General features: G+C 60.7%; 12 protein-coding genes. 6 read left to right on the top strand and 6 right to left on the bottom strand.

Annotated elements, in window-relative coordinates; all coding sequences use genetic code 11:
* The first annotated feature begins 4 nt into the window (after positions 1–4).
* Positions 5–478: a hypothetical protein gene (locus tag GTP45_RS14545; RefSeq protein ID WP_161014588.1), complete on the top strand. Its 474-nt coding sequence runs from the start codon at positions 5–7 to the stop codon at positions 476–478.
* Positions 479–549: 71 nt separating this feature from the next.
* Here GTP45_RS14545 and GTP45_RS14540 read toward each other — a convergent pair whose 3' ends face one another.
* Both GTP45_RS14540 and GTP45_RS14535 read right to left on the bottom strand, forming a co-directional pair.
* Positions 550–1,971: a DEAD/DEAH box helicase gene (locus GTP45_RS14540; protein ID WP_161014587.1), complete on the bottom strand. Its 1,422-nt coding sequence runs from the start codon at positions 1,969–1,971 to the stop codon at positions 550–552.
* A 304-nt stretch (positions 1,972–2,275) separates the two neighbouring features.
* The gene (locus GTP45_RS14535) at positions 2,276–2,797 is read right to left on the bottom strand and encodes a cyclic nucleotide-binding domain-containing protein (protein WP_161014586.1); all 522 of its coding nucleotides are present in this window, start codon (positions 2,795–2,797) and stop codon (positions 2,276–2,278) included.
* Positions 2,798–3,077: 280 nt separating this feature from the next.
* On the opposite strand from GTP45_RS14535, the gene GTP45_RS14530 reads away from it, so the two are divergent.
* Positions 3,078–3,419, top strand: coding sequence for a YggL 50S ribosome-binding family protein (locus GTP45_RS14530; protein WP_161014585.1), 342 nt, complete (start codon positions 3,078–3,080; stop codon positions 3,417–3,419).
* Positions 3,420–3,552: 133 nt separating this feature from the next.
* Here GTP45_RS14530 and fabI read toward each other — a convergent pair whose 3' ends face one another.
* Positions 3,553–4,344, bottom strand: coding sequence for an enoyl-ACP reductase FabI (fabI, locus tag GTP45_RS14525; RefSeq protein ID WP_161014584.1), 792 nt, complete (start codon positions 4,342–4,344; stop codon positions 3,553–3,555).
* Positions 4,345–4,468: 124 nt separating this feature from the next.
* Positions 4,469–5,860 (bottom strand): transglycosylase SLT domain-containing protein, encoded by a 1,392-nt coding sequence (locus GTP45_RS14520; RefSeq protein WP_161014583.1) that lies wholly within the window; start codon positions 5,858–5,860, stop codon positions 4,469–4,471.
* Positions 5,861–6,060: 200 nt separating this feature from the next.
* Between GTP45_RS14520 and GTP45_RS14515 the strand changes: the two genes are divergently transcribed.
* A complete protein-coding gene (locus GTP45_RS14515) occupies positions 6,061–6,615 on the top strand; it encodes a DUF1415 domain-containing protein (RefSeq protein ID WP_161014582.1) in 555 nt (184 codons plus the stop codon).
* Complete coding sequence (locus GTP45_RS14510; RefSeq protein ID WP_161014581.1) at positions 6,612–6,800, top strand: DUF1289 domain-containing protein; 189 nt, start codon at positions 6,612–6,614, stop codon at positions 6,798–6,800. Before GTP45_RS14515 ends, GTP45_RS14510 begins: the two co-directional genes overlap by 4 nt.
* Here the strand turns inward: GTP45_RS14510 and GTP45_RS14505 are convergent, their stop codons facing one another.
* On the bottom strand, positions 6,801–7,310 hold the full coding sequence (locus GTP45_RS14505; protein WP_161014580.1) for a DUF1993 domain-containing protein: 510 nt from the start codon (positions 7,308–7,310) through the stop codon (positions 6,801–6,803).
* A 180-nt stretch (positions 7,311–7,490) separates the two neighbouring features.
* Here GTP45_RS14505 and GTP45_RS14500 point away from each other — a divergent pair, with 180 nt between their 5' ends.
* A complete protein-coding gene (locus GTP45_RS14500; protein WP_161014579.1) occupies positions 7,491–10,610 on the top strand; it encodes a bifunctional diguanylate cyclase/phosphodiesterase in 3,120 nt (1,039 codons plus the stop codon).
* 18 nt (positions 10,611–10,628) lie between these two features.
* The gene (locus tag GTP45_RS14495; RefSeq protein WP_161014578.1) at positions 10,629–12,902 is read left to right on the top strand and encodes a xanthine dehydrogenase family protein molybdopterin-binding subunit; all 2,274 of its coding nucleotides are present in this window, start codon (positions 10,629–10,631) and stop codon (positions 12,900–12,902) included.
* On the opposite strand, the gene GTP45_RS14490 is transcribed toward GTP45_RS14495, so the two are convergent.
* A complete protein-coding gene (locus GTP45_RS14490; RefSeq protein ID WP_161014577.1) occupies positions 12,899–13,324 on the bottom strand; it encodes a thioredoxin family protein in 426 nt (141 codons plus the stop codon). The two genes, GTP45_RS14495 and GTP45_RS14490, sit on opposite strands and share 4 nt — an antisense overlap.
* Between the last annotated feature and the right edge of the window lie 52 nt (positions 13,325–13,376).

Here is a 13,376-nt window from a genome sequence, read left to right as displayed (position 1 = left end):
AAAAATGAATGATCGCAGCTTGCTTTCTTCCGCTTTGATTGGCGCTGTGGCAAGCGCGCGGTCGATGACGCCGATGGCCACCCTGGCGGCAGCGCGCCTCGCCGACCGCGAAACCAGCGGCAAACTGGTCTTGCTGGACAATCCCGTGTTCAAGCTCGGCGCGCTGGCCATGGGGGCTGGGGAATTGGCCGGGGATAAGATGAAGAGCGCGCCCGACCGTACGGTTTTCCTCGGCCTGCTGGCGCGGGTGCTGAGCGCCGGCATTGCCGGCGCGGCGCTGGCGCCGCAGGGGCGGGAGAAGGCCGGGGCGGCAGTCGCGGTGGCTACCGCCGTGCCGCTAGCCTACCTGACGCTGGCCGGCCGCAAGCGCGCCATGTCTTGCATCGGCCAAACCAGTAGCGGATTGATTGAGGATGCACTGGTGGTCGCCGCCGGCGCCGCCGTGGTGGCGCTAGCCACGCGCGCGAAATCCGAATAAAAAAAGCCACCAGAACTGAGCGCGATCTTGAGCGCGTTCAGGCTGGTGGCTTTTTTAGCTAGCGAGCCGGATTAACGGTCGCCGTAGCTGCGACGTGGACGGTCGCTGTTGTACGGATTGTTGGCTTTGAAGCCCGGGCCTTTGTAGCCTTCGCTCGAGCCAGCGACGCCGTCACGGCGTGGTGCGCCGCTAGGTTTGCTGAACGAACGCTGGCCTGGTTTCTGGCCGCCACGGTTGTCGCCTGGTTTCCAGCCGCCCGGACGCGAGGTGCGTGGTGCGGAACCGGTTTTCTTCGGCTCATAGCCTTCAACCACATTCACCGGAATCAGCTGCTTGGTGAAGCGCTCGATGCGTTTCACGTGCATGCCTTCAGCGTGGTTCACCAGCGAGATGGCTTGACCGTTGCGGCCAGCGCGGCCGGTGCGGCCGATGCGGTGCACGTAGTCTTCCGGGAACTTCGGCAGATCGTAGTTGAACACGTGGGTGATGGTCGGCACGTCGATACCGCGCGCGGCAACGTCGGTGGCGATCAGGATCTTCACCTGGCCGCGGCGCAGGCTTTCCAGCGTGCGGTTACGCGCGCCCTGGTGCATGTCGCCGTGCAGCGCAGCTGCCGAGAAACCGGCGATGTTCAGGCGGTCGGCGATGGTATCGGCGTCACGCTTGGTGGCGGTGAAGACCACGGCTTGATCCAGCGACTCGTCGCGCAGCAGGTGATCCAGCAGGCGGTTTTTGTGCGACAGGTCGTCGACAAAGTGCACGCGCTGGGTGATGTTTTCGTGCTTGTTGGCCGCGCTCATGATCTGGATCACTTGCGGATCTTTGGTGATGCGGCGCGCCATGTTGCCCACTACGCCGTCCAGCGTGGCCGAGAACAGCATGGTTTGACGGCCTTCAGGGGTGGCGGCAACGATTTTCTCGATGTCGTCGATGAAGCCCATGTCCAGCATGCGGTCGGCTTCGTCCAGCACCAGGATTTCCAGTTGCGAGAAGTCGATCTTGCCCGATTCCATGTGGTCGATCAGACGGCCTGGGGTCGCGACCAGAATCTCAGGATTCTTGGCCAGCAGTTGCATCTGCTTAGGGTAAGGCATACCGCCCAGGATCGACACGGCCTTGATGCGGCGCAGGTTGACGCTGTATTTGTCGGTGTTGGTGGTGACTTGCAACGCCAGTTCGCGGGTTGGGGTCAGCACCAGCATTTTGGGCTGGGCAGCTTTGAAACGTGGACGCTCGTTACGGGCACGGGCGGCTTGCGCTTCTTGATTAGGGGTTTTGCCGGCAGGCGCCGGCTCGATAGCGGCCAAACGGTGCAGCGACGGCAGCATGAAGGCTGCAGTCTTGCCGGAACCGGTTTGGGAGGATACCAACAAGTCCTTGCCTGCGATCGCGGCAGGTACTGCCTGCTGCTGAACTGGAGTCGGCGCGGTGTAGCCGGCGTCGGTCAGGGCTTTAATGATGGACGTGTTGAGACCTAGTGCTTCAAATGTCATGCTTTTCTTTCGTAAAAATCAGCGTTCACGCTTAACTACGGAACGCGAAATAGCAACGCCTACCAAAACGAAATGACTCAATCAAAATCGAAAGAAATTTCGGCACAAAAGCTTTGCGCCGGGACGGTGTCTCAAATGACGACACCAAAGGCGGGAGGGCTTTATAAGGGCATCAGAATGATGCGCTGAGGCTGCGATGCTGCTAAATAACTCTGGCTGAACTATCGCTATCGATTTGCTATCGAAGGGCGTATCAGTGCTAGCCAGCTATTATGCCTTAGTTTGGCTCTCTTGTATAGCGCACTTAGCCGGCGAGCCGTTTCAGCAGCCGTTCGAAGCGCATGCTGGCCAAATGGGCTTTTTCCAGCTGTGCCTCGCTGATCGCGTTGGCGAGCGGCTCGGCCGGCTGGCCGTCCTGGCCGAACAGGCTGGTGGTGTGGCGGATGCGCGCCGACATGAACACCGTCAGGGCGCGGTAAAAGCGGGCGGCAAACCGGGCATCGTCGCTGAGCTTGTCGCGCAGGCGGGCGTGCGACACGCGCAGCGCCGCCGCGCCGGCGTTGGCCAGCACCGAGGCGGTGGTGCGGGCCGGATCGACCAGCGACATTTCGCCGATGATTTCGCCGCTATGCAGTTCGGCGACCACGTCGCCATTGCGCGCCAGCACGGAAAACGTACCGTCCAGCACAAAATAAATGCTGTCCACCATGCTCCCGCAGGGGATGAGTTCGGCGCCGACGGGATAGCGCAGGCGGTCGCCCGAGTTGGCCAGCCATTCGACGTCGTCATCCTCCAGTTCGCTGAGGATGAAAAGCACTTTACGCATGCGTGCCGGATCCGGCGTGATCATTCTGTTCACTTGCTGCCCTGGTTTGAATGTTGTTTATATTTTCAGAAAGTATAAACAGTTTTCAGGCGGAAGGATATCTTCTGAACAACAAGTTAAGCTAAATTTAGGGTCAGCTCTGTCATTTGGACAAGCGGCGCGCACTTTTGATCTAGCTCAATATGCGACTTTTTTAATTTGGATCGCGTGGTGATGGCGATCACGTTGGTCAAAAGTTTAAGTTGCTATGCTGCTAGCATAATCAGAAACAGATGGTGATATGGCAATTCCAAGTAAAAGACGTCGCAGTGCGAGACTGCGTAAGAAGTTGCATCTCGAAGAGTTCCAGGAGTTTGGCTTCAGCTTTGAAGCAACAGTTGACGCTGCCTGCAGTGGTGAACGGTATGACGCCATCGTCGACGCCTTCCTCGAGCAGGTTGTCGAAGCGCGCGGCTTGGGGATGGGAGGTAATTTGAGCGGCGCCTATATCCAGGCTATGGATAGGTCATCCGCCAGCGATGCAGATCGTGAAGCAGTGCAGGCATGGCTGGAAGCTCAGCCGGAGCTAGGTAATGTCTTGGTGCATCCTCTGTCCGATGCATGGTACCCGCCGGAAGAATAAAAACATCAACAATACGATGCGCAGTTTGATATTCATCAAGGTATGCGCGTCGGTGTCCAAATGACAGAGCTGACCCTGAATTAGCAAAAAGCCCTGCAAGCAGGGCTTTTTGTGTGACGCAGTAACGCGGGGATCAGGTGTAGTCTTCCGCGTTCAGGCCCATGACATGCGAGAAGCCGCCATCGACGTAGGTGATTTCGCCGGTGATGCCCGAGGCCAGATCCGACAGCAGGAAGGCCGCAGTGTTGCCGACTTCTTCGATGGTGACGTTGCGGCGCAGCGGCGCGTGCGACGAGGCAAAGCCCAGCAGCTTGCCGAAGTCCTTGATGCCGGAAGCGGCCAAGGTCTTGATCGGGCCGGCCGAGATGCCGTTCGAGCGGATGCCCAGCTTGCCCAGGTTTTCCGCCAGGTAGCGTACCGACGCTTCCAGCGAGGCTTTGGCCAGGCCCATGGTGTTGTAGTACGGGATCGCGCGCACCGCGCCCAGGTAGGACAGGGTCAGCACCGACGAGCCTTCTTTCAGCAGCGGCAGCGCAGCCTTGGCCATGGCCGGGAAGCTGTAAGCCGAGATGTCGTGGGCGATGCGGAAGTTTTCGCGGGTCAGGCCGTCGAGGAATTCACCGGCGATGGCTTCGCGCGGCGCAAAGCCGATCGCGTGCACCAGGCCGTCGAGGCGATCCCAGCTCTTGCCGAGGTCGGCGAACAGCGCTTCGATTTGCTCATCGCTGCTGACGTCGCAGTCGAACACCAGGTTGCTGCCGAATTCAGCGGCGAATTCCGTGATGCGATCCTTGAAACGTTCGCCGACATAGGTGAACGCCAGTTCGGCGCCTTCGCGTTGGCAAGCCTTGGCGATACCGTAAGCGATGGAACGGTTCGACAGCAAACCAGTAATGAGGATTTTTTTGCCTTGCAAGAACGCCATAGGGACTCCGATTGCGACTGCGTGCTCCAGCTGGCCCCGGGTGAGGAGCTGGCTGGCACGGCAGTGGGTTGTGTTTTTTTAAGACCGAGATTGTAGGGCGAGACCGCCGCAACTGCAACCTTTGTCAATGATTGGTCTTGCGGTGAGGCTTGGATTTGGCGGTGTCGCGCGACACGCGGGCCTTGACGAGGGCCACCGGCGCGGCTTTGTCCGACTTGCTGGCCTTGGCTTGCTTGTAGCCCTTGTTGGCGCTTTTCGCGGCGCTGGTGCGCTCCGCTTCGAAGGCCATGGTGGCGGAGTCGGCCACTTCCGGCGCGATGTCGCGGCTGACCGAGGTGGAAATTTTCGGCACCAGGATGGTGGAGCCGGCTTTCAGCACCGATTTCTGCGGGATGTTGTTGGCTTGACGAATCACTTCAGGCGAAGTGTGGAAGCGCGACGCCAGCGAACCGATGCTTTCGCGCGCGCTGGTGATTTTGTGGGTAGTCCAGGTCGACAGCTCTTTAGTCCATTGTGCCAGGTTCAGGTGGAACTTCTCGGCGTTTTCCTTGGGCAGCAGGATTTTGGTCTGCTCGTCGCCGGTGATGACCGGGCGCTTGAATTGCGGGTTCAGGGCCTTGAATTCATCGACCGACAGTTCGGCCAGGTGGGCCGCCACGGTCAGGTCGATATCGCTGGTCTTGTCGACGGCCGTGAAGTACGGCTTGTTGTCGATGGCCGGCAGGCTCAGGCCGAATTGCTGCGGGTTGGCGACGATGTTCTTCACCGCTTGCAGTTTTGGCACGTAGTTGCGGGTTTCGGCCGGCATGTTGTCGGCCAGGCTTTCAAAGTCGGTCGGCTTGCCGGCCGCCTGGTTGCGCTTGATGGCTTTTTGCACCGAGCCTTCGCCCCAGTTGTAGGCGGCCAGCGCCAGTTGCCAGTCGCCGAACATATCGTACAGGCGCTGCAAGTAGGTGAGGGCGGCGTCGGTCGAGGCCAGGATGCCGCGGCGCTCGTCCTTGAAGGCGTCTTGCTTCAGGTTGAAATCGCGGCCGGTGCCCGGCACGAACTGCCACATGCCGGCCGCGTTGGCGCTGGACAGGGCGTTCGGGTTGAAGGCGGATTCGATGAACGGCAGCAGCGCCAGTTCGGTCGGCATATTGCGCTTTTCCAGTTCGGACACAACGTGGAACAGGTACAGCGAAGCGCGCGCGGTGGTGCGGGCGATGTAGTCCGGGCGGGTGGCGTACCAATTAACGTGCTTGGCAACCAGCTCGTTATTCACATCGGGAATCGCGTAGCCGCTGCGGATGCGGCCCCAGACGTCTTTTTCACGGAAAGCCTCTTCATCGACCGCTTTGGCCGGTTTGATCAATTTCGGGGAGGTGAGGTCGGGGAGGGGAGCTTTAGGCAGGGGAGATAGCGCGGTAGTGACCGTTGGCAGGCTCGGCGCCTCATCGTGCGCCTGGGCCAGCACCGGCGCGAGTAGCGCGATCAGTGCCGTCAATAGTGCCGATTTAGAAATTCGTGCTTGCATAGTTTTCCATGGTTGGCGACAAGAAACATCGCGTGGACTATGAATTAAACGTGGAGTGTACGAAGGTCACTCGGTCGAGTCAAGAAATATGTCAATCATATGACTAATTCTTATAAGCAATAATTCGCAGTAAATAAGGCCGAGATCGCAGCAAATTTGCGTACAATCCTGTTTTTGAGTAGTCACCGAGGAAGAGCAATATGAGTAGTCCCATCGATCGCGACGTGGTCATCGCCGACACCGTTCACTGGATGGAAAAGGCCGTCATCGGCCTGAACCTGTGCCCGTTCGCCAAGGCCGTGCACGTGAAGAAGCAAGTGCGTTACGTCGTGAGCGAGGCGGAAACGCCGGAAGAGCTGCTGGAAAAGTTGATGGAGGAATTGCAGTATCTGGCCGACGCCGATCCTGAAAAAATCGACACCACGCTGCTGATCCACCCGAATGTACTGACCGATTTCTTCGACTACAACGAATTCCTCGATGTCGCCGACGCTGCGCTGGAAGACCTCGGCCTGGACGGTTTCCTGCAAGTGGCCAGTTTCCACCCGCAGTACCAGTTTGCCGATACCGATGAAAACGACATCGGCAACTACACCAACCGCTCGCCTTACCCAACGCTGCACCTGCTGCGCGAAGACAGCATCGACCGCGCGGTGGAAGCTTTCCCCGATGCGTCTGACATTTTCGATAAGAATATCGAGAAGCTGGAACAACTGGGCCACGAGGGCTGGGACAAACTCATGGAGAAGCCATGAGCGATTTGCCGATTCGTCCCGACACGCCGTGCGTGGCGGTATGCTCGACCACCTTTGATGAAATCTGCCGCGGCTGCGGCCGCACGGTGGTCGAGGTGGCGCACTGGGTTGCCATGACGACCGAGCAGAAAGAGGTCGTCTGGCAGCGCATTCTGGCGCAGGGCTACCCGCGCCGGAACACCTGATTAATAGCTGCCGATAAAGTCCTTCTTGCCGATTTCCAGGCCGTTGTGGCGCAGGATGTCGTATGCGGTGGTAGCGTGGAAGTAGAAGTGCGGCAGCGCGTAGTGGAACAGGTAGGTCTGGCCCACGAAGTGCTTGGTCTTCTCGCCGCTGCCGGTGGTGATGGCGCGGCCTTCGCTGCCTTCGATAGCGGCTTGCGGCACGCTGTTGATGTAGTCCAGCGTCTTGGTAATGCGCGCCTTCAATTCAGCAAACGTGGTTTCCTTATCTTCATACGACGGCACGTCCAGGCCGCCGAGGCGCGCCGCTGCGCCCTTGGCGAAGTCGCAAGCGATTTGAATCTGGCGGGTGAACGGCAGCATGTCCGGGAACAGGCGGTATTGCAGCAGCGCGTTCGGATCGATCTTCTTGTCGGCAGCGTGGGCCTCGGCCTTTTCCAGGATGGCGTACAGGCTGTTGAGGATCTGCTTGAACACAGGAATGGAGGCGGAGTACATCGAGAAGGTGGTCATGGCGATTCCTATGTGTGTGAAAAAGAGTCGCGATCATAGCGCGCTTAAGCGATTTTTGCTCGTGCCGTCACTTTTTACCTACTTTTCCGTGCATAATTCCCATGAAGTAACAATCAAGTAACGAATACGTAACAACTTTCATAACGATGATGCCAATTAATTACGACGCTGCGCTGGTGCATGACTAGTACTCTTTATAAGCGAATGCGCGCCCGCCTGAGCGCGTTGTACGGTCTGTCCATCTATGGCGCGCTGTTGCTGGTGGTATTTGGCGGCCTGGTGATCCCGGCCATCATCGGCAGCTACTTGCTGATCGGCGTGCACGAGCAGCAGTCGGCGCGCGTGGCCCTCAACGAATCCTTGCAGCGCAACGCCGACATCCTCGCGCTGGGCATGCAGGAATCCCTGTGGAATATGAACGCCGAATCGGCCCACTCGCTGGTCGAATCGGTGATGCGCGACCGCTCGGTGCTGCAAGTGCAGGTGGTCGGCCAGGCCGACACCCAGTTCATGCACGTGCGCTCGCCGCGCGTGGCCAGTGGAAACGTTTATCGCGCCGAGCGCGAGATCCTGGTGCGCGGTGAGCGCATCGGCCGCATCATGGTTGAAATGGACGACGCACGCAGCCAGCAGGAGCTGCGCGAGAAGCAGCTGTCCTACGTGTTCGTGCTGGCGGCGCAGTTGACGGTGTCGCTGCTGTTGATTGTGCTGTTCCTGAATTCCCGCCTGATTAAACCGCTGCGCAAGCTGATGCGCTTCTCCGACCGCCTGTCGCACGGCGATTTCGAAACCCGTCTCGACGTCACCGGCAGCGATGAACTGGGCCGCCTGGCGCAGCAGCTGGAGCAGATGCGGGTGGCGATCAAGCGCTTGTTTGAAGACATCGGCCAGCGCGAGGAGCGCTTCCGCACCATCGTCACGCAGGTGCCGGGCGCGGTGTTCCGCTTCCGTCCCGACGGCCCGATTGATTTCGTGTCCGATACGATAGAAGACATCTCCGGCTACTCGGCTGCGCAGTTCATGCGCAGCACGACCCATTCGTGGACTAATCTGATCGCGCCGGAAGACCGCAAGAAGCAGCGCCGCGTGATCGGCCAGGCGATCCGCGACGGCCAGCCTTACGAAATCGAATACCGCATCCTGGACGCCTCCGGCGCCGAGCGCTGGGTGCAGGAAAACGGCCAGCCGCAGCCGTCGGACGGCGACCGCGATGCGCCGTGGGTGGACGGCATCATCTCCGACATCAGCCAGCGCAAGCACAATGAAATGCGCATCGAGGCGCTGCTGGCCGAGCAAAGCGCGATTCTCGATAACGTGATGTTCGGCGTGATGTTCGTGCGTCACCGCACCATCGTGTCGGTCAACCGCCGCTGCGAAGAATTGTTCGGCTACGAGCCAGGGGTGATGACCGGCGGCTCGACCTCGATGCTGTTCCTGAACGCCTTCGACTATGAATCGTCGGGTGCGCGCCAGTATCCGTCGCTGTCGCAGGGCGATTACTTCAGCGAAGAACGCCAGTACCGCCGCAAGGACGGTAGCCTGTTCTGGTGCATGGTCAGCGGCTATGCGCTGGACAGCAACCGCGCCAACGAGGGCAGCATCTGGGTGTTTGCCGACATCACCGCGCGCAAGGAAGCCGAAGAAAAACTGCGCCTGTCCGCCACCGTGATCGAGCACATTGCCGACGGCGTGGTGGTGCTGGATGCGCAAGGCACTATCGTGGCAGTCAATCCGGCCTTCACGCTGATCACCGGCTACACCGAGGCCGAAGCAGTAGGCAAAGACCGCACGCTGACGCGCTCCGGCCGTCACGACGCGGCGTTCTACGATGAGATATGGCGCGAACAGCTGGTGAACGGCTTCTGGCGCGGCGAGTTGTGGAGCCTGCGCAAAAACGGCGATCTGTATCTGGAGTTCCTGACCGTGAGCGCGGTGCGCGATCCTGGCGGCGAGGCCACGCACTACGTCGGCGTGTTCAGCGACATCACCAAGGCCAAGGAGTCGCAGGAAAAGCTCGATCACCTGGCGCACCACGATCCATTGACCGCGCTGCCGAACCGCCTGCTATTCCACGACCGTCTGCAGCACGCCTTGCAGCGCGCCTCGCGCGATGGCGAACAATTGGCGCTGCTGTTTATCGACCTTGACCGCTTCAAGAACGTCAACGACACGCTGGGCCACCACATCGGCGACGAGCTGCTCAAGCAAGTCGCCAAGGCGCTGCAAGACCGCCTGCGGGAAGGCGATACGCTGGCGCGTCTCGGCGGCGACGAATTCATCGTGCTGCTGGAAGATATCGACAACCAGTACGGCGCCAGCCAAGTGGCGGAAAAACTGGTGCAGATGTTCGAGCAGCCGTTCATGGTGGCCGGCCACGAATTGTTCGTGACCTGCAGCGTGGGTATCAGCTTGTTCCCGGACGATGCTTCCGATTTGAATATGCTGATCCGTAACGCCGATGTGGCCATGTACCAAGCCAAGGCGCGTGGCCGCAATGGCTTCAGCTTCTACGCACCGTCGATGACGGGCGAGGGCGTCGAGCGCCTGCGCCTCGAGACCTTCCTGCGCCGCTCCATCGAGAAGGACGAGATCTTCCTCAACTACCAGCCGCAAGTCGAAATCGACACCGGCCGCCTGATCGGCGTGGAAGCGCTGGTGCGCTGGAATCACCCGGAACTGGGCTTGATCCCGCCGATCCGTTTCATTCCGCTGGCCGAGGATACGGGCTTCATCAACCAGTTGGGCAAGTGGGTGCTGCACGAGGCCTGCCGCCAGATGGTGCGCTGGCAGGAAGCCGGTTTGCATGTGCCGAAAATCGCGGTCAACCTCTCGGCCAAACAATTTGAGCGCGGCTCGATCGTCAACATGGTGGCGGATATTCTGCGCGACACGGGACTGGAGCCGCAGCGCTTGCAGCTGGAAGTGACCGAGTCGGTGATTATGAACACCGGCGACGCCATGGTCTTCATCAACGACTTGCACTCGATCGGCGTGGCGCTGGCGATTGACGATTTCGGCACCGGCTACTCTTCGCTGGCCTACCTGAAGCAGCTGCCGGTGCAGACGCTGAAGATTGACCGCTCCTTCATCAAGGACATCTCGACCGACGTCAATGACGAGGCGATTGCGATTGCGATTATCCAGCTGGGCAAGAGCATGAATCTGTCGGTGATTGCGGAAGGCGTGGAGACCGAAGAACAGGCCGCGTTCCTGCTGCGCCACGGTTGTAATCTGGCGCAGGGCTACTTCTATAGCCGTCCGCTGGCCGCTGATGATATGCTGACACGCTGGCAAAAATAATAAGACCTAGGAGACGTTATGCAGGGAGCGAAAAAGCCATCGCGCCGCCGCTTCATCTTGGGCGGTCTCGCGGTAACAGGTGCATTGGTGGTTGGCTGGGGCGTGATGCCGCCGCGCCAGCGCCTCAATGGATCACACCCGCTGCCGCTAGGCGCTGACAGCGTTGCGCTGAACGGCTGGGTGGGCATCAATAAAGACGGCACCGTCAGCGTGGCCATGCCGCGCAGCGAAATGGGGCAGGGCGTGCATACCGCCTTGCCGATGCTGGTGGCCGAAGAAATGGACGTGCCGCTGTCCGCCGTGATGGTGGTGCAAGCGCCTATCGATAAAATCTTCGGCAATATCGCCATGCTCAAGGACGGGCTGCCGTTCCATCCCGACGATACCGGTCGTCTAAAAAGTACCGTCAGCTGGGTAGTCGGCAAGGTCGCGCGCGAGCTGGGATTGATTATTACCGGCGGTTCTTCCAGCGTGAAGGATGCGTGGGAGCCGATGCGCGAAGCCGGCGCCACTGCGCGCGCCATGCTGGTCGCCGCTGCCGCCGCCGAGTGGAATGCGCGCGTTGAAGACTGCCGCACCATGGACGGCCACGTGATCCATGCCGATGGCCGCAAGCTGGCCTACGCTGCGCTGGCGCAGAAAGCCGTTACCGCCAAGCCGGATAAGGTACGCCTTAAATCTCCTGAAGAATTCAAATTAATCGGCCATCCGCAGCCGCGCCGCGACACGCCGTCCAAGGTGAATGGTACTGCGATCTTCGGCATCGATGTGCGTCCGCCGGGCATGCTGTATGCGTCGGTGCGCATGTCGCCGGTGATTGGCGGCACGGTGGGCAGCGTTAATAGCGCCGCCGTGTTGAAGATGCCGGGCGTGTTGAAAGTGGTTGATTACGCCGGAGCGCTGCCGGAGAAAACCGGCGCCGGTGCTGGCGTCGCGGTCATCGCCAAGAGCTACTGGCAGGCCAGGCAGGCCGCGCTGGCGCTGGACATCAAGTGGAACGACGGCCCGCTGGCCGGCCTGTCCAGCGCCGCCATCTACGCCGAATTTGCGGCCAAGCTGGATAAGGAAGACGGCTTCGCCTACTACAAGGCCGGCAATATGGATGCGGTGGAAGGCAAGGCCGCAGGCGTTGCCAAGACCGTGCAGGCCGAGTACCGCGCGCCGTATCTTGCGCATGCGGCGATGGAGCCGGTCAACTGCACCGCGCAGGTCAAGGATGGCAAGGTGTACTTGTGGGCGCCGACGCAGTCGCCGGGATTTGCGGTGGACGTGGCGGCCAAGGTCGGCGGCGTTTCGGCCGACAACGTGGTGCTGACCGTGACCATGCTGGGCGGCGGCTTTGGCCGCAGGCTCGATGTGGACATGATCGCCCAAGCCGTCGCCATCGCCAGGCAGGCCGACGGCTACCCGGTGCAGCTGATTTGGACGCGCGAAGACGACACCACCCACGACGTATATCGCCCGGCGTCACTGGCGCGCTTCAGCGCCACGCTGGACGCCAAGGGCAATGTGCTGGGCTACGACAACAAGTCGGCCAGCGGCGCGATCTCGCACCAGTTCTTCCAGCGGAATCTCGGCTTGCCGCCGGGCGGCCCTGACAAGACCACGGCCGAAGGCGAATTCGATATGCAGTACCACTTCGCCAATCAGCGCATCCGCCATGTGATTGTGGATAGTGCGGTGCCGCTTGGCTACTGGCGTTCGGTCGGCCACTCGCACAACGCCTTCTTCAAAGAGAGCTTCATCGACGAACTGGCGCATGCGGCGGGCAAGGATAGCGTGGCGTTCCGGCGCGAGTTGCTGGCCCAGCACCCGCGCCACCTGGCGGTGCTGAATGCGGCGGTAGCGAAAGCCGGCGCTGCGCCGGAAGGCCGCGCGCACGGCGTGGCGCTGCACCAGTCGTTCGGCACCATCGTCGCGCAGGTGGCGGAGGTGTCGGTGGAGGGCACGGAGATTCGCGTGCACCGCGTGGTGTGCGCAGTCGATTGCGGACTGGCGGTCAATCCCAACATCATCGCGCAGCAGGCCGAATCGGGTGTGGTGTTTGGCTTGTCGGCGGCGCTGTTTGGCGCGGTCACCATCAAGGATGGCAAGGTTGAGCAATCCAACTTCCATGACTATCCGGTCGTGCGCCTGAACCAGGCGCCGGAAGTGGAGACCATCATCTTGCCAAGCGCCGCGCACCCGGAAGGGATGGGCGAACCGGCCACGCCGCCTATCGCGCCGGCGGTCGCCAACGCGGTCTTCAAGCTGACTGGCAAACGGCTTCGCAGCCTCCCACTAACGCTTTAGAGTGCGTCGCGCAGCAGGGTGCGCAGGTTGCACTCGCGCTGCCACTGGGCGCGCTCTTCATTGTTGATGATGAGTTCTTGCAGGTCTTCGTCGCTTTGCGCGGCGGTCGACTGCACCAGGCGGTTGGCGATGCCGGCGTCCGGCAGCATGGTGCCGAAGAAGGCTACCAGCTCGTGGTGCTGGATCAGCAGGGTAGGGAAGTTTTCCACGTCCAGATCGCCGACGATGTCGGCGTGGTCTTCGATGTCGATCCAGACGAAGAATTTGTCCGGGTGGCGCTCGGACACCTCGTCGAAGGTGGCGCGGTAGGTGGCGCAGGTGCCGCACCACGCGGCGCACAGGCAGGCGACGATCCAGCGGTCGCCGGCAAGGGCGGCGGCCACTTCTTCGCGGTTTTCGGAATTCAGGGTCAGGCTAGCCATAATCAGATCAGCAAACGGCGCGCTCAGCGCTCAAACGCGTATTCTACCTCCC

It is taken from the genome of Duganella rivi (assembly GCF_009857435.1).
In the GTDB taxonomy this organism is placed as follows: Bacteria; Pseudomonadota; Gammaproteobacteria; order Burkholderiales; family Burkholderiaceae_D; genus Rugamonas; species Rugamonas rivi.
Note: the sequence above shows the minus strand (reverse complement) of the source record. Positions and strands in the feature narration are given on the sequence as shown.